Origin of the sequence: Luteimonas changyuni (assembly GCF_039548395.1) — a bacterium.
Lineage (GTDB): Bacteria > Pseudomonadota > Gammaproteobacteria > Xanthomonadales > Xanthomonadaceae > Luteimonas.
Genome location: NZ_JBCLUZ010000004.1, coordinates 103,367 through 120,383, shown reverse-complemented (window position 1 = coordinate 120,383; position 17,017 = coordinate 103,367). Strand labels below are relative to the sequence as shown.

The 17,017-nt window shown below is 67.8% G+C and carries 12 protein-coding genes; 9 read left to right on the top strand and 3 right to left on the bottom strand.

The annotated features are described in order from the left end of the window. Positions 1–143 precede the first annotated feature (143 nt). The 5 genes from WCD84_RS02960 to WCD84_RS02940 all read left to right on the top strand — a co-directional run bounded on the left by WCD84_RS02960 (position 144) and on the right by WCD84_RS02940 (position 7,315). The gene (locus tag WCD84_RS02960) at positions 144–1,046 is read left to right on the top strand and encodes a LytTR family DNA-binding domain-containing protein (RefSeq protein WP_343253903.1); all 903 of its coding nucleotides are present in this window, start codon (positions 144–146) and stop codon (positions 1,044–1,046) included. Positions 1,047–1,109: 63 nt separating this feature from the next. After that, positions 1,110–2,238 (top strand): peptide chain release factor 2 gene (prfB, locus tag WCD84_RS02955; protein ID WP_343280365.1). Its coding sequence is split into 2 segments (ribosomal slippage): positions 1,110–1,184 and positions 1,186–2,238, totalling 1,128 coding nucleotides; the frame shifts between segments, so codons are not numbered across the junction. A 157-nt stretch (positions 2,239–2,395) separates the two neighbouring features. Then, the gene (gene lysS, locus WCD84_RS02950; RefSeq protein WP_449280053.1) at positions 2,396–3,937 is read left to right on the top strand and encodes a lysine--tRNA ligase; all 1,542 of its coding nucleotides are present in this window, start codon (positions 2,396–2,398) and stop codon (positions 3,935–3,937) included. Positions 3,938–4,142: 205 nt separating this feature from the next. Beyond that, positions 4,143–5,171: an HD domain-containing phosphohydrolase gene (locus tag WCD84_RS02945; RefSeq protein WP_449280056.1), complete on the top strand. Its 1,029-nt coding sequence runs from the start codon at positions 4,143–4,145 to the stop codon at positions 5,169–5,171. Between the two features lie 2 nt (positions 5,172–5,173). After that, a complete protein-coding gene (locus WCD84_RS02940) occupies positions 5,174–7,315 on the top strand; it encodes an ATP-binding protein (protein ID WP_343280362.1) in 2,142 nt (713 codons plus the stop codon). 15 nt (positions 7,316–7,330) lie between these two features. Here WCD84_RS02940 and WCD84_RS02935 read toward each other — a convergent pair whose 3' ends face one another. Together WCD84_RS02935 and WCD84_RS02930 are read right to left on the bottom strand one after the other, a co-directional pair. Next, positions 7,331–8,251: a crotonase/enoyl-CoA hydratase family protein gene (locus tag WCD84_RS02935; protein ID WP_343280361.1), complete on the bottom strand. Its 921-nt coding sequence runs from the start codon at positions 8,249–8,251 to the stop codon at positions 7,331–7,333. A gap of 180 nt (positions 8,252–8,431) precedes the next feature. After that, complete coding sequence (locus WCD84_RS02930) at positions 8,432–10,111, bottom strand: long-chain fatty acid--CoA ligase (RefSeq protein ID WP_343280360.1); 1,680 nt, start codon at positions 10,109–10,111, stop codon at positions 8,432–8,434. Positions 10,112–10,247: 136 nt separating this feature from the next. Between WCD84_RS02930 and WCD84_RS02925 the strand changes: the two genes are divergently transcribed. Then, entirely contained in the window at positions 10,248–10,712 is a 465-nt protein-coding gene (locus WCD84_RS02925) for a nuclear transport factor 2 family protein (RefSeq protein WP_343280359.1), read from the top strand. 9 nt (positions 10,713–10,721) lie between these two features. On the opposite strand, the gene acnA is transcribed toward WCD84_RS02925, so the two are convergent. Beyond that, complete coding sequence (acnA, locus tag WCD84_RS02920; protein WP_343280358.1) at positions 10,722–13,481, bottom strand: aconitate hydratase AcnA; 2,760 nt, start codon at positions 13,479–13,481, stop codon at positions 10,722–10,724. 170 nt (positions 13,482–13,651) lie between these two features. Here acnA and WCD84_RS02915 point away from each other — a divergent pair, with 170 nt between their 5' ends. Genes WCD84_RS02915 through acnB form a run of 3 tightly spaced genes read left to right on the top strand, consistent with a single transcriptional unit; the run spans position 13,652 to position 16,976 of the window. Next, positions 13,652–13,897 carry an AbrB/MazE/SpoVT family DNA-binding domain-containing protein gene (locus WCD84_RS02915; protein WP_343275650.1) on the top strand — a complete coding sequence of 82 codons (246 nt, stop codon included), beginning with the start codon at positions 13,652–13,654 and terminating at the stop codon, positions 13,895–13,897. A 9-nt stretch (positions 13,898–13,906) separates the two neighbouring features. Continuing rightward, complete coding sequence (locus tag WCD84_RS02910) at positions 13,907–14,335, top strand: type II toxin-antitoxin system VapC family toxin (RefSeq protein ID WP_343280357.1); 429 nt, start codon at positions 13,907–13,909, stop codon at positions 14,333–14,335. A 46-nt stretch (positions 14,336–14,381) separates the two neighbouring features. Beyond that, positions 14,382–16,976 carry a bifunctional aconitate hydratase 2/2-methylisocitrate dehydratase gene (gene acnB, locus WCD84_RS02905; protein WP_343280356.1) on the top strand — a complete coding sequence of 865 codons (2,595 nt, stop codon included), beginning with the start codon at positions 14,382–14,384 and terminating at the stop codon, positions 16,974–16,976. Positions 16,977–17,017 lie beyond the last annotated feature (41 nt).

Sequence of the window (17,017 nt, the reverse complement as noted above, 5' to 3'; positions counted from 1 at the left end):
CCTTTCGGAGAGGGGCGATTCCACCCCGGAAACGAGAAGGCGACCAGCCGGAAGTGCCGTAACGACGCGCCCCGGGGACGAAATGACCGGTGGCGGGGATGAACCGTGGCCGGCTGCAGCGGAGCGACAATTACAATCGCGGCATGCATGACGACAGGGGACGCGCCGCCGCGCGCGAACGGGATTTCTGGAACAGGCACCTGGCGTGGAGGCGTCCGGTCGAGATCGCCGCGTGGGTGCTGGTGTTCGGCTTCGGCGCCATCGCCAACACGGCCGTCGCATTGATCGATGCCGATCGCCACGGTCGGGTGCTCGAGGCCTGGCAGCCGGCGGTCTGGGAAGCCAGCAGCGCGATCGCGTCGCTGCTCCTGCTGCCGCCCTTGCTGTGGCTGTGCGAGCGCTGGCCGCTGCACGTCGACACCTGGCTGCGGCGCCTGCCCGGCTACCTGGCGGCGAGCCTCATCTGGTCGCTGCTGCACGTGGCGGGGATGGTGCTGATGCGCATGCTCGCCCATGCGGCCATGGGCGACCGGTACGACTTCGACTGGGCCGTGGGCCTGCCCTACGAATACCTGAAGGACGTCCGCACCTTCGCTTCCATCGTGTTCATCGCGCACGGGTACAGCTGGCTGTGGCGGCGGCTGCAGGGGGAGGTGCGCATGCTCGCCGAACCCGACCCGGGCGTCCCGGCGCCCGCGCCGGGGCGGCCCGAGCGCTTCCTGGTCCGCAAGCTGGGTCGCGATTTCCTGGTGGCCGCCGCCGATGTCGAGTGGCTGCAGGCCGCGGGCAACTACGTGAACCTGCATGTGGCCGGGCGCGATTACCCGCTGCGCAGCACGATGGCCGAGATCGAGGCGAAGCTGGATCCCGCCCGCTTCGCGCGCATCCACCGAAGCTACATCGCCAGGCTCGACCTGGTCGCCTCGATCGAGCCACTCGACACCGGCGACGCCCGCCTGCACCTGGTCGATGGCACGGTGCTGCCTTGCAGCCGCCGCCATCGCGAAGCGCTCCGTGCGCGGCTTGCCTCAGCGCCACGATCCTGAGCGCCGGCAGGGAGCACGCCGGAATTGCTAGAATCCGCCTCTTTCCATGCGGATCCACAGCACATGATGGAGCTCAATCCCGTCCGCCAGCGCATCGCCGACCTGAAGGGTCGGCTGGATGCGCTGAGGGGGTTTCTTTGACTACGACACCAAGCGCGAGCGGCTCGAGGAAGTAGAGCGCGAGCTCGAGAATCCCGATATCTGGAACGATCCCGAGCGTGCGCAGGCCTTGGGGCGCGAGCGCTCGCTGCTCGACAAGACCGTCAACGGCATCCGCGACATGACCGAGGGCCTGGTGGGCGCCGCCGAACTGCTTGACCTGGCCGATGCCGAAAGCGACGAGGAGACCGCGCAGGCGGTCGAGGCCGACGTCGAAAGCCTCAGCGGCCAGGTGGAGAAGCTGGAGTTCCAGCGCATGTTCTCCGGGCAGATGGATTCGGCCAACGCCTTCCTCGACATCCAGGCCGGCGCCGGCGGCACCGAGGCACAGGACTGGGCCGAGATCCTGCTGCGCATGTACCTGCGCTGGGCGGAGAACCGCGGCTGGAAGGCCGAGATCATGGAGGCCAGCGGCGGCGATGTCGCCGGCATCAAATCGGCCACGGTGCGCATCGAGGGCGAGTACGCCTATGGCTGGCTGAAGACCGAGATCGGCGTGCATCGGCTGGTGCGCAAGTCGCCCTTCGACTCCGACAACCGCCGCCATACCAGCTTCACCTCGGTGTTCGTGTCGCCGGAAGTCGACGACGACATCGACATCCAGATCAACCCGGCCGACCTCAGGACCGACGTGTACCGGTCTTCCGGTGCCGGTGGCCAGCACGTCAACAAGACCGAGTCGGCGGTGCGCATCACCCACATCCCGACCAATACCGTGGTCGCCTGCCAGAACGGGCGCAGCCAGCACCAGAACCGCGACACCGCGATGAAGATGCTGGCCGCCAAGCTCTACGAGCTCGAAGTGCAGAAGCGCAACGTCGAGAAGGATGCGCTGGAAGCCACCAAGTCCGACATCGGCTGGGGCAGCCAGATCCGCAACTACGTGCTCGACCAGAGCCGGATCAAGGACCTGCGCACCGGCATCGAGCGTTCGGATACGCAGAACGTGCTGGACGGCGACCTGGATGAATTCATCGAGGCCAGCCTGAAATCCGGGCTGGAGGCGGGTTCAAAGCGGCTGGATGCGATTTGATCGCACAGGCCATCGCGCAGCCATGGCTGCTCCCACAGGAGCGCCGCCACGCTAGGTGCACCTCCCTTGACGGGCCGTTTGCCTTTGCGGGAGCGGCTACAGCCGCGAATGTTCCACCCGATGCACCACTGATCGTCACCTCCGTTCCTGAATCCCAATGCCAGAGACCACCATGACCACCCCCGCACAGCCGCAGCAGCTCGCTGACGAAAACAGCCTCATCGCCGAGCGTCGCGGCAAGCTGGCCACGCTGCGCGGGCAGGGCGTCGCGTTCCCGAACGACTTCCGGCGCACCGACCACGCCGGCGACCTCCAGGATGAGTACGCCGATGCCGAGGCATGGAGCGCCGAGGCGCTGCAGGAAACCGGCCGGCGCGTGGCCGTGGCCGGGCGCATGCTCGCCAAGCGGGTGATGGGCAAGGCCGCGTTCGTGCAGCTGCAGGACGTCAGCGGTGGCGTCCAGCTGTTCCTGCAGGCCAATGCGCTGGGCGAGACCTACGACGCGTTCAAGTCCTGGGACGTGGGTGACATCATCGCCGCCGAAGGCGGGCTCACGCGTACCCGCACAGGCGAGCTTTCGGTCAAGGTCGACTCACTGCGCCTGCTGACCAAGTCGCTGCGCCCGCTCCCGGACAAGTGGCACGGCCTGGCCGACGTCGAGCAGCGCTACCGCCAGCGCTACGTCGACCTGATCGTGAATCCCGACGCGCGCGAGGTGTTCGTGGTGCGTTCGAAGGTGATCGCCGCGATGCGCCGCTGGCTCGATGCGCGCCGCTTCCTGGAAGTAGAGACGCCGATGATGCATTACATCGCCGGCGGTGCCACGGCGCGCCCGTTCACCACCCACCACAACGCCCTCGACCTCGAGCTCTACCTGCGCGTGGCGCCGGAGCTCTACCTGAAGCGGCTGGTGGTGGGCGGCTTCGAGCGCGTCTACGAGATCAACCGCAACTTCCGCAACGAGGGCGTCAGCACCCGGCACAACCCCGAGTTCACGATGCTCGAGCTGTATGAAGCCTATGCCAGCTACATCGAGGTCATGGATCTGACCGAAGGCATGATCCGCGACGTGGCGCAGGAGTCGACCGGCGCCACGCGCTTCGACTGGGACGGCCACGACATCGACCTGGCGCCGGCGTTCCGCCGCTGGAAGATGCAGGATGCGGTGCGCGAACTGAATCCGGACATCAGCGCCGCCGACTGCCGCGACCGCGACGCGCTCGCCGCCCATTGCCAGCGCCTGAAGGTGTCGGTCAAGCCGTCCTGGGGCTGGGGCAAGCTGCTCCTGGAGATCTTCGAGGCGACGGTCGAGGACGGGCTGGTGCAGCCGACCTTCATCACCCACTACCCGGTGGAGGTCTCGCCGCTGGCGCGCGAGTCCGATTCGGAGCCAGGCATCACCGACCGCTTCGAGCTGTTCATCGGCGGCAAGGAGCTGGCCAACGGCTTCTCCGAGCTCAACGACCCCGAGGACCAGGCCGCGCGCTTCCGCGCCCAGGTCGAAGCCAAGGCCGGCGGAGATGACGAGGCCATGCACTACGACGCCGACTACATCCGCGCGCTCGAAGTGGGCATGCCGCCCACCGGCGGGCTGGGCGTCGGCATCGATCGCCTGGTGATGCTGCTCACCGGCTCGTCGTCGATCCGGGACGTGCTGCTGTTCCCCTACATGCGCCCCAGCGGCACGGCGCCCGGGTGACCAGGAAGGGCAGCAAGTGCCCGATTTCCGCCGGTTCTGTCGTACTCTCGGATCTTGGCCCCCCAGAACGGGGGGCCGGGGCGGGCACGGGTCGTGCGTGCCCTGACTACCGGTGGCACCCGTGTGCCTTGCCGGGACCGATCGCGCTGGGGGCAGGAATCACGTGAACATCGTCATCGTCGACGACCAGACTTCGGCCCGCACGATGCTGCGGCACATCCTCGAGGACATCAGTCCCGAGCTCGAGGTGCTGGACTTCAGCGACCCGCAGGAAGCGCTGCGCTGGTGCGAGGACAATCGCCCGGACCTGCTGCTGCTCGACTACCGCATGCCGGTGATGGACGGTCTGGAGTTCGCCCGACGCTTCCGCCGCCCGATGCTGCACCGCGACGTGCCGATCGTGCTGGTGACCGTGGTCGGCGACGAGCCGATCCGGCAGGCGGCACTCGATGCCGGCGTGATCGACTTCCTGGTCAAGCCGGTGCGCCCACGCGAGCTGCGCGCGCGCTGCCGCAACCTGCTGCAACTCCGCCAGCAGGCGGAGTCGGTCAAGCAGCGCGCGCTTTCACTCGAGCAGCGGCTGCTCTCAAGCATGCACGAGGTCGAGGAGCGCGAGCGCGAGACCCTGACCCGCCTGGCACGTGCGATCGCCTACCGCGACTCCGGCACCAGCGCCAACCTCGCGCGCCTGGCGGCGGTGGCCGGCATCGTCGCCGAAGGCCTGGGCCTGGGCGAAGACGAGGTCCGGACCATCGAGCTGGCCGCGCCGCTGCACGACATCGGCAAGATCGCGATCCCCGACGCCGTCCTGCTGAAGCCGGGTCCGCTCACCGAAGACGAACTCGCGGTGATGCGCAGGCACCCGGAGATCGGCCACGATCTGTTGCAGGGAAGCCAGAACCGCTTCGTGCAGATGGGGGCCAGCATCGCGCTGCGCCACCAGGAGCGTTATGACGGCAGCGGTTACCCCGACGCGCTGGTCGGCGAAGCCATCCCGCTGGAGGCGCGCGTGGTGGCGGTGGCCGACGTCTTCGACGCCCTGCTGTCCCAGCGCCCGTACAAGCGCGCCTGGAGCATGGACGAGACCTTCGACTACATCACGTCCGAAAGCGGGCGACTGTTCGACCCGCGCTGTGTCGATGCGCTGGTGGCCAACCGCCGGCGCGTGGAAGAAACCTGCGCCCGCTATGCCGCCGAGGCTGCGTCGGCCGAGGCCGGGACCAGGGAGGCCTGAGCGTGACGATCGCTGCCCTGCAATGGACCAGGCAGCGCCTGACCGGCCGCCCCGATACCGAGCACGGCCAGGCGCTGGTACGCATGGCGATGCTGGTGCTGGTGGCGGCCTACCTGCAGGTGGTGGTCAGCGGCCGGCCCGGGGTGGCGGACGCGCTGAGGCTGTCGTGGCAGCTGCTGACCGTGGAGTTCGGGATCGGCTTCGTGATCCTCGGGTGGCTGCTGGCGCGGCCGGGCGTGTCGTATCCGCGCCGGGTGCTGGGCATGATCGCCGACTACAGCCTGATGGGCGTGGGGCTGTACCTGCTGGGCGACCTGCTGGCGTGGATGTACGTGGTGATCATGTGGGTCACGGTCGGCAACGGCCTGCGCTACGGCCCGCGCTGGCTGTACCTGGCGATCGGCTTCGCGACGGTGTCGTTTGGCACGGCGCTCATGACCACGCCCTACTGGCAGCAGAACCTGCTGCTGGGCAGCGGGCTGCTGGTGGGACTGGCCGCGGTGCCGCTCTACCTCAGCTCGCTGCTGCGCAAGCTGGTTCAGGCCACCGAAGCCGCGGAAGCGGCCAACCGCGCCAAGAGCCGCTTCCTGGCCAACATCAGCCACGAGCTGCGCACGCCGCTAAACGGCATCCTCGGGATGTCGGAGCTGCTTTCTTCCACGTCCCTCAGCGCCGAGCAGCGTGACAGCGCCGAGGTCATACGCACCTCGGCGCGCTCGCTGCAGATGCTGGTGGACGAAGTGCTCGACCTGTCCAGCATGGAGGCAGGCAAGTTCAGGCGCACGGATGCCGACTTCTCGCTGACCGAGCTGGTCCGCGGCATCCAGCTGATGCTCGAGCCCGGGGCGCAGGCCAAGGGGCTGCTGTTCGAGACCCGGATGGCCGCCGGTGTTCCCGCGCAGATGCACGGCGACAGCAACCATGTGCGCCATGTGCTGGTGAACCTGGTCTCCAACGCGATCAAGTTTACCGACCACGGCCGGGTGTCGCTCGAGGTCGAGCGGCTGCCGCGCGATGACAGCGCGATCTGGCTGCGTTTCTCGGTCCGGGACACCGGCATCGGCATCGCAGAAGAGGCGCAGGGGCGGATCTTCGAAGCCTTCGAGCAGGTCGACAGCGGCCTGGGGCGTCGTTTCGGAGGCTCCGGCCTGGGCACGACCATCGCCAAGGCACTGGTCGAGCAGCTGGGCGGCAGCATCGGCCTGGAAAGCACGGCCGGCGGCGGGTCGCACTTCTGGGTCGAGCTGCCGTTTGCGGTCGCGGCACAGCCGTCGGCTGCCGACGGCAGCAATGTCATCGCCTTCAGCGACCCCTTCGTGCGACACCGCGCGCGCGTGCGTCCACTGCGCGTGCTGGTGGCCGACGACCAAGGCGCCAATCTCATGGTGATGCGCCGCCTGCTGGAAAAGGCCGGTCATCGTGCGCAAGTGGTCGACGACGGCGAGGACGTGCTCTCCGCGCTCGAAGCACAGGCCTTCGACGCCGTGATCATCGACCTGCACATGCCTGGCCAGAGCGGCGTGGAAGTGCTCAAGCAGGCGCGCTTCATGGAGGCCGGCCGCAGGCGCACGCCGTTCATCGTGCTCACCGCCGACGCCACGCCCGAGGCGCGTGCCGAGTGCGAGCGTGCCGGTGCCTACGCCTTCATGACCAAGCCGGTGGTAGTCGACCGCCTGCTTGAGCGCCTGGCCGCGATCGCGGAAGGCGCCGCGCCGTCGATTTCGACCCAGGACGCGCAGCCGTCGGGCGCGGGGCAGGCCGACGGCAGCGTGATCTCGCAGCACATCCTCGACGAACTGCGCGAGATGGGGCTGGGCGAGGAATTCGTGCACCGCTTCCTGGGCGAATGCGCGCGGGATGCCCGCAAGTGCGTGGCCGAGCTTGAGCTTGCCGGCGTGGCCGGGCAGTGGGAAGGGTTCCGCGATGCCTGCCACGCCCTGAAGGGCGCGGCGGGCAACATGGGCGCGGTCCGCCTGTCAGACAGCGCCTCGCAGGGCATGGGCATGCACAGCGACGAGCTCACCCGCGAGTGGCCGGGCATGGTGCGCCTGCTCCGTCAGCAGCTGGAACAGGCGCTGGCGGCGCTGCGCGCGCGTGGCGATCTCGCGCGCGGCGACACCGCAGCGGGTCCGGACAGCGCCTGAAACCCCGCAGGCCGGTCAGTGGCCGTGGACGCGCGCCGCGGCGCCGTGCGATTCGGGCCGCTGCAGCTGGGCCCGCACCAGTCGTTCCATCATCCGCAGCTGGCGGTCGCCGAGCTGCAGCGCGGTGTCCACCCAGATGCGGGTGACCTCCATCAGGTCTTCGTGGGAAATCGGGTCGATGGCGTCGCGCACCCGGTGCAGGGCCAGCCTGGCCGCGGCGATGCGGCGGTTCTGGCGGATGACTTCGTTGACGCCGCGCACGCCTTCGCCGGGCTCGACCAGCACGTCGACGATACCCATCTCGTGGAGCCGTTCGCTGCTGTACATCACGCCGTCCAGCATCATCGCCTCGGCGCGCCTTGGCCCGATGCGCTGCGAGAGCAGCGAGTAGGCGCCCATGCCGGGGAACAGGCCGAAGAGCACTTCCGGGAAGCCCATCTGCACGCCGCGTTCGGCAACGATGGTCTGGCAGGCGAGGGCGAGCTCGAAACCGCCTCCCAGCGCGTCGCCCTCGACCAGCGCGATGGTGTGCGCATCGGGGTGCAGGCGGGTATGCAGCAGGTGGATGCTGTCGACGCATTCGGTCGCATAGCGCAACAGGCCGTCGCGGTCACGCTCGCGGATCAGGCGCGCGAACAGGTCGAGATCGCCGCCAAGGTTGAACACGTGCGCATCGGAACCGATGACGATATGCGAGAGCGATGGGCCGGACCCGGTTGCCGCGTCGGCCGTGGCCTGGCAGCCCTCGATGGCCTCGCGTGCGAACAGGCGCAGCTCGCGCAGCAGCCGGGGCGAGAAACAGGGGCGGTACGAGGCATCGCGGAAGGCCTCGGCGGCGTGCATATGGCACCAGTGCGAGGCGTTGGACGGGTCGTGGGAGATGCGGATCGTGGCCAGGTCGGTGGCGGTATTGCGGTGCAACATTTCGACGTTCATGTGGAGGTCCCCTGACATGCAGGACGCCTCCGGCCGGGCCCGCCGGCGGAGTCCTGGAAAGATGATGAATGCCCGTTTGCAGGCATCTATGCGCTGTTTGCCCCGCTTGGGCAAGCGGGGAGAAGGCAGCAGGGTCCAGGGTGACCCTTGTTTCAGTAGAAGTGTGAGCTAGGTCACGTTTCAGGCCGGGGATTCGTCGCGGAGCTCCCGGCGCAGGATTTTCCCGACGTTGGTTTTCGGAAGCTCGTCGCGGAACTCGATGATGCGCGGTTGCTTGTAGCCGGTGAGTTCATTGCGCGCATGCGCCTTCACCTGCTCGGCGGTCAGGGAAGGATCCTTCTTCACGATCACCAGCTTCACCACCTCGCCCGACTTCTCGTCGGGAACGCCAACCGCCGCCACTTCCAGCACCCCGGGCATCATCGCGATCACGTCCTCGATCTCGTTGGGATACACGTTGAAGCCTGAGACCAGGATCATGTCCTTCTTGCGGTCGACGATGTAGAAGAAGCCGCCTTCGTCCATGCGTGCCATGTCGCCGGTATGCAGCCAGCCATTGGCATCGATCGCCGCCGCCGTGTCTTCCGGACGCTGCCAGTAGCCGCGCATCACCTGCGGCCCCTTGATGCACAGCTCGCCGACTTCGCCGACCGGCAGCATGCGGCCTTCCTCGTCCTTGACGCAGGCGTCGGTGGACGGGATCGGCAGGCCGATGGCGCCGTTGTACTCGACCAGGTCCATCGGATTGATGCAGGCCGCCGGCGAAGTCTCCGTGAGTCCGTAGGCCTCGACCAGGGTGACGCCGGTAGCCTTCTTCCAGCGCTCGGCCACCGAGCGCTGCACGGCCATGCCGCCACCCAGGGTCAACCGCAGCTGCGAGAAGTCCACGTCCTCGAAGCCGGGGGTGTTGAGCAGGCCGTTGAACAGCGTGTTGACGCCGGTGATCGCGGTGAAGGGCTCGCGCTTGAGCTCCTTGATGAAGCCCGGCATGTCCCTCGGGTTGGTGATCAGGATGTTCTTGGCGCCGAACTTGGTGAACACCAGCCCGTTCGCCGTCAGCGCGAAGATGTGGTACAGCGGCAGCGCGGTGATGATGACTTCCTGGCCGGGCTTGGCCTGCTTGCTGACCCAGGCCGAAGCCTGCTGCATGTTCGCCACCAGGTTGCGGTGGGTGAGCATCGCGCCCTTGGCGACGCCCGTCGTGCCGCCGGTGTACTGAAGGAAGGCGATGTCCTCGCGGTCGATTTCGACCTTCGGCGTTTCGTGCCTGGCGCCGGCCTTGAGCGTGTCGCGGAAGCGGACCGCGCCCTGGATGGAATAGTCGGGCACCATCTTCTTCACGTGCTTGACGACGAAGTTGACGATCGCGCCCTTGGGGAAGCCGAGCATGTCGCCCAGGCCGGTGGTGATGACGGTTTCGACCTTGCTGTCGGCGAGCACTTTCTGCACGACGTGGCCGAAGTTGTCGAGCACCAGGATCGCCCGCGCGCCCGAGTCCACCAGCTGGTGGCGGAGCTCGCGCGCGGTATACATCGGGTTGGTGTTGACGACCGCGAGTCCCGCGCGCAGCGCGCCGAAGGTCGCGATCGGGTACTGCAGGCAGTTGGGCATCATGATCGCGAGGCGATCGCCCTTCTTGAGCCTGAGCACCTCGAGCAGGTAGGAAGCGAACTGGTTGCTGAGCGCGTCGAGTTCGCCGTAGGTGATCGAGACGCCCATGTTGGAGAACGCGGGCTGGTCGCGGTATTTGTCGATCGCTTCCTGGAGCAGGGCCGGGATCGAGTTGTACTCGTCGGCATCGATTTCCGAGGGGATCCCTTCCGGATAGTTCGCCAGCCACGGCCGTTCAGTACTGCTCATTCATTCCCCCTCGGGCTGTTGTGCCGGCATGCTCCATGCCTCGGCGTATCGTCTCGATTGGAGCACAGGCCTCCGCAGCGCGGCAAGGCGCGGTGCAGCTATGCTGGCACTCGCTCGATTGACCGGAGGATGAGCCATGCCCAGTCACGGACGCGGGGACACGCCCGCCTGGCGCGCCGCTGCCCTGCTGGTGCTGCTCTGCATGGCCGCGATCGGCTGCACGCGCCCGCCGCCGGAACAGGCCCTTCGGGAAGCCTTCGAGGGGCTGCAGGCGGCCATCGAGGCACGAGACGCGGGCGATGTCGCATCGTTCCTTGCCGAAGACTTTATCGGCCCGGGCGGCCTTGACCGTGACGGCGCGCGGCGCCTGGCCGCGCTTCATTTCCTGCGCCACGCCGACGTGGGCGTCTTGCCCGGCCCGCTGGATGTCGAACTGCAGGACAACAACGCCCGGGTCCGCTTTGGCGCCGTGCTCTCGGGTGGCGGCAGCGGGCGCCTGCTGCCCGACAGCGCTCGCGCCTGGCAGGTCGACACCGGCTGGCGCCTGGTCGACGGCGACTGGCGGATGGCCAGCGCCGACTGGTCGCCGGCGCTGCGCTGATCCGCGATGTCAGGCGGCGTATTGCCCCGCCAGCTGCCGCAGCACGTAATGCAGCAGTCCGCCGTTGCGGAAGTACTCCACCTCCTTGGGCGTCAGCAGCATGACCTCGGCCTGGAACTCCTTGCTGCTGCCGTCGCCTGCGGTGGCGGTCACGGTGGCGCGCCTCGCGGCACCGTCCTGCAGGCCGGTGATGGCGAAGGTCTCGGTACCGTCAAGGCCCAGTGACGCCGCCCCTTCGCCCTCGATGAACTGCAGAGGCAGCACGCCCATGCCGACCAGGTTGGAGCGGTGGATGCGCTCGAAGCTCTCGGCGATCACCGCCTTCACGCCCATCAGGCTGGTGCCCTTGGCCGCCCAGTCGCGCGACGAACCGGTGCCGTATTCCTTGCCCGCGATCACCACCAGCGCCGTGCCGTCGGCCTTGTACTTCATCGCCGCGTCGTAGATGGGCATCTTCTCCGGCGGGGTGCTGCCGAAGTACAGCGTGTTGCCGCCTTCCTCGCCGCCGAAGAACTGGTTCTTGATGCGGATGTTGGCGAAGGTGCCACGCACCATCACGTCGTCGTTGCCGCGGCGCGAACCGTAGCTGTTGAAATCCGCCGGCTGCACGCCGCGCGACTGCAGGAACAGGCCCGCCGGCGAGTCCTTCTTGATCGCGCCCGCCGGCGAGATGTGGTCGGTGGTGATCGAATCGCCGAACAGGCCGAGCACGCGCGCGCCATGGATGTCGTCGATGCTGCCGACCTCCATGGTCATGCCGTCGAAGTAGGGCGGGTTCTTGATGTAGGTCGATGCTTCGTCCCAGGGATAGAGCTCGCTTTCCGGCGAATCCATCGAGTTCCAGCGCGCATCGCCCTTGAACACGTCGGCATAGTTCTTCGCGAACAGTTCCGGGCCCACGGTGGCAGCGATCATGTCGCCGATTTCCCTGTTGCTCGGCCAGATGTCGCGCAGGTAGACGTCGTTGCCGTCCTGGTCCTGGCCCAGCGCCTCGGTGGTGAGGTCGATGTCGACGGTGCCGGCGATCGCGTACGCGACGACCAGCGGCGGCGACGCGAGGTAGTTCATTTTCACCTCGGCGTGGATGCGTCCCTCGAAGTTGCGGTTGCCCGACAGAACGGCGGCCGCGGCGAGGTCGTTCTCGGCGATGCCCTTGGATACCGCTGCCGGCAGCGGCCCCGAGTTGCCGATGCAGGTGGTGCAGCCGTAGCCGACCACGTAGAAGCCGAGCTTCTCCAGGTCGTCCATGACGCCGGCCTTCTCCAGGTAGTCGGTGACCACCAGTGAGCCCGGGCCGAGCGACGTCTTCACCCACGGCGCGGCCTTCAGGCCCTTGGCCACGGCGTTGCGCGCCACCAGGCCTGCGCCCAGCATCACCGCCGGGTTGGACGTGTTGGTGCAGGACGTGATGGCCGCGATCACCACCGAACCATCGGTCAGCTGGTGGTCGCAGTCATCGATGCTGATCGTGGAGACCGGCTTGGCCGCCAGGCGCTCGGCCTGCGGCTGGCCGCCGCCTTCCTTTTCAAAGCGGTTGACCTGCACGTCGCGCGATTTTTCGCGCTGGGCGGTCATCGGGCCGACGTTGTCGTTGAAGTTCCGCTTCATGTCCTCGAGCAGCACCCGGTCCTGCGGGCGCTTGGGGCCGGCGAGCGAGGGCTTGACCGTCGCCATGTCGAGCTCCATCACCGACGAATAGCTCGCCTCGGCCTGAGCGGGCTCATGCCACAGGCCCTGCGCCCTGGCATAGGCCTCGACCAGCGCGATCTGCTCTTCGCTGCGCCCGGACAGGCGCAGGTAGCGCACGGCTTCGGCATCGACCGGGAAGATGCCGCAGGTGGCGCCATATTCCGGCGACATGTTGCCGATGGTGGCGCGGTCGGCCAGCGGCAGGTGCTGCAGGCCTTCGCCAAAGAACTCGACGAACTTGCCGACCACGCCGTGCTTGCGCAGCATCTGGGTGACGGTGAGCACCAGGTCGGTGGCGGTGGCGCCTTCGGGCATCCTGCCGACGAGCTTGAAGCCCACCACCTGCGGGATCAGCATCGACGAAGGCTGGCCCAGCATCGCCGCCTCGGCCTCGATGCCGCCCACGCCCCAGCCAAGCACGCCGATGCCGTTGATCATCGTGGTGTGGCTGTCGGTGCCGAACACGGTGTCCGGGAACGCCCAGGTCTCGCCCTCCAGCTCGCGCTCCATCACCACGCGGGCGAGGTTCTCGAGGTTCACCTGGTGCACGATGCCGGTGTTGGGCGGCACCACCTTGAAGTTGCCGAACGCGTTCTGGCCCCAGCGCAGGAAGCCGTAGCGCTCCTTGTTGCGCTCGAATTCGATCTTGCCGTTGAGGTCCAGCGCATCCGGGCGGCCGAACACGTCGACCTGCACCGAATGGTCGATCACCAGCTCGGAAGGAATCAGCGGGTTGATCTGCTCCGGGCTGCCGCCCAGGCGCGCCACGGCATCGCGCATCGCGGCGAGGTCGACCACGCAGGGCACGCCGGTGAAGTCCTGCAGCACCACCCGCGCCGGCATGAAGGCGATCTCGGTATCGGGCTCGGCGGTCGCGTCCCAGCGCGCCACGGCCTCGATGTGCTCCTTGCCCACCGTGATCCCGCCGTCCTCGTGGCGGAGCAGATTCTCCAGCAGGATCTTCATGGAGTAGGGCAGGCGGGCGAGGTCGAACTGCGTACCGAGCTTCGCGAGGCTGGCGTAGGTGTAGGACTTGCCGTTGACCTCGAGACGGTCGCGGGTGGAGAAGGAATCGGCCATGGCTGGGGCTCCTTGTGTGGATGTCGTGGCGGGCAGGCAGCCACCTAGTGTACGGAGGGATGTGTAAGCGATGCGTTCGCGGCAACCCAGTATGCGGCCACCAGTACGTATTGGAAAGTATGTATAATGTGCGCATACCGCTCCGTCAGTGCAGGGCGGAGGAGCGCGCCATGGAAGCCACAGTCGCCGAACGCGGCCAGATCACACTGCCCAAGGCGGTGCGCGACGCCCTGGGGCTGACCAAGGGCACCCTGCTCAAGGTCGAGCTCGAAGGTGGCCGCATCATCCTGCGCAAGAACGTCGACGATGCGATTTCCCGCGCCCGCGGCCGCTTCAAGCTGCCCGAAGGCGTGAGCACCGACGACGTCATGCGCGAGCTGCGCGGCCGCGCGCCGGGCGATCCCGTCGAGCCCTGACCGCCGCCGATGATCGCGATCGACACCTCCGTCCTGATCGACCTGCTCGGCGACGATACCGGCATGGCCGACGCCGCCGAACGCTGCGTGCGCGACGCGCTCGCGCAGGGGCCGGTAGTGCTGTGCGACGTGGTGGTCAGCGAGATCACCGCAGGCCTTGGCCACGGCACCGACATCATGGACGTGGTGGAGGAGATGGGCATGCGCTACGTGCCCGTCGAACGCCGCTCCGCGATCCGCGCCGGCGAAATGCAGCGCCGCTTCAACCAGCGCCGCCGCGCCGCGGGGCAGGGCGGCCAGGCTTCACCGCGCACCGTGCCCGATTTCATCGTCGGCGCGCACGCGCTGCTTCAGTGCGCGGGCCTGATCACCCGCGACGCGGGCTTTTTCCGCGACTACTTCAAGGGACTCAAGGTCATCGTGCCCAAGGCTCCCTGATCCAATCCACGCTTCATTTCCACCGCGACATTTCCGGAGTACCCCCATGTTGGAAGCCTATCGCCATCACGTGGCCGAACGCGCCGCGCTCGGCATCCCGCCGCTGCCGCTCACGCCGCAGCAGACCGCCGAGGTCATTGAACTGCTGAAGAGCCCGCCGGCCGGCGAGGATGTCGCGCTGGTCGAATTGCTGACCCATCGCGTGCCCGCCGGCGTGGACGACGCCGCCAAGGTCAAGGCCTCCTATCTCGCCGCGCTCGCCTTCGGCGGCGAGCAGAACGCGCTGATCAGCCGCGAGCGCGCGACCATGCTGCTCGGCACGATGCTGGGCGGTTACAACGTCGCGCCGCTGGTCGAACTGCTGGACGATGCCGCGCTCGGCGCAGTCGCGGCCGAGGGCCTGAAGCACACGCTGCTGGTGTTCGACGCCTTCCACGACGTGGAAGAGAAGGCCAGGGCCGGCAATGCCCATGCGCAGGCCGTGCTGCAGAGCTGGGCCGATGCCGAATGGTTCACCTCCAGGCCCGAAGTGGCCGCGAGCATGACCATCACCGTGTTCAAGGTGCCCGGCGAAACCAATACCGACGACCTGTCGCCGGCGCCGGATGCGACCACGCGCCCGGACATCCCGATGCATGCGCTGGCGATGCTGAAGAACAGGCGCCCCGACGCGCCCTTCGAGCCGGAAGAGGACGGCAAGCGCGGCCCGATCCAGGCCATCGCCGATCTCAAGGCCAAGGGCCACCTGGTCGCCTACGTCGGCGACGTGGTCGGCACCGGCTCCAGCCGCAAGTCGGCCACCAACAGCGTGCTGTGGTGGACGGGCGAGGACATCCCCTTCATCCCGAACAAGCGCTTCGGCGGCGTCTGCCTGGGCTCGAAGATCGCGCCGATCTTCTACAACACCATGGAGGACGCCGGCGCACTGCCGATCGAACTCGACGTGTCGAAGATGGAGCACGGCGACGTGGTCGAGCTGCGTCCCTACGAGGGCAAGGCGCTGAAGGACGGCGAGGTGATCGCCGGGTTCGAGGTCAAGAGCGAGGTCCTGTTCGACGAAGTGCGTGCCGGTGGCCGCATCCCGCTGATCATCGGCCGCGGCCTGACCGCGCGTGCGCGCGAGTCGCTGGGCCTGCCCGCGACCACGCTGTTCCGCCAGCCGGCGGCGCCCGCCGACACCGGCAAGGGCTTCACCCTCGCGCAGAAGATGGTCGGCCGCGCCTGTGGCCTGCCGGAAGGGCAGGGCGTGCGCCCGGGCACCTACTGCGAGCCGAAGATGACCACCGTGGGTTCGCAGGACACCACCGGTCCGATGACCCGCGACGAGCTGAAGGACCTGGCCTGCCTGGGCTTCTCGTCCGACCTGGTGATGCAGTCCTTCTGCCACACCGCGGCCTATCCGAAGCCGGTGGACGTGAAGACCCACCACACACTGCCGGAGTTCATCTCCACCCGCGGCGGCATCTCGCTGCGCCCGGGCGACGGCATCATCCACAGCTGGCTCAACCGCATGCTGCTGCCCGACACCGTCGGCACCGGCGGCGATTCGCACACCCGCTTTCCGATCGGCATCTCGTTCCCGGCCGGCTCCGGCCTGGTGGCCTTCGCGGCCGCGACCGGCGTGATGCCGCTGGACATGCCCGAGTCGGTGCTGGTGCGCTTCAAGGGCCGTATGCAGCCCGGTGTCACGCTGCGCGACCTGGTGCACGCGATCCCGCTGTACGCGATCAAGGCGGGCCTGCTGACCGTCGCCAAGCAGGGCAAGAAGAACATCTTCTCCGGCCGCATCCTCGAGATCGAGGGCCTGCCGGAGCTCAAGATCGAGCAGGCCTTCGAGCTGGCCGACGCTTCGGCCGAGCGCTCCGCCGCCGGCTGCACGGTGAAGCTGGACAAGGCGCCGATCATCGAATACCTGACCAGCAACATCACGCTCTTGAAGTGGATGATCGCCGAAGGCTACTCGGACGCCCGCACCATCCAGCGTCGCATCGACAAGATGGAGCAGTGGCTGGCCAACCCGCAGCTGCTGGAGCCCGATGCCGACGCCGAGTACGCGGCGGTGATCGAGATCGACCTCGCCGGGATCGTCGAACCGATCGTGTGCTGCCCTAACGACCCGGACGATGCCAGGACCCTGTCCGACGTCGCCGGCAGCACGATCGACGAAGTGTTCATCGGCTCGTGCATGACCAACATCGGCCACTTCCGCGCGGCGGCCAAGCTGCTGGAAGGCAAGCGCGACATACCCACGCGCCTGTGGGTCGCGCCGCCGACCAGGATGGACGCCAGCGAGCTCACCAAGGAAGGCCACTACGGCACCTTCGGCGCTGCAGGCGCGCGCATGGAGATGCCGGGCTGCTCGCTGTGCATGGGCAACCAGGCGCAGGTGCGCGAGGGCGCGACGGTCATGTCGACCTCGACCCGCAACTTCCCCAACCGCCTGGGCCGTGGCGCCAACGTCTACCTGGGTTCGGCGGAGCTGGCGGCGATCTGCTCACGCCTGGGCCGCATCCCGACCCGCGAGGAGTACCTCATCGACGTCGGCGTCATCAGCGACAAGGGCGCCGAGATCTACCGCTACATGAACTTCGACCAGATCGAGGAGTACCAGGAGGTCGCGGAGGCCGCACCGGTCGCCTGATCCACCCGACCGCTATCGTCGACACGGAACGCCCGGCAAAC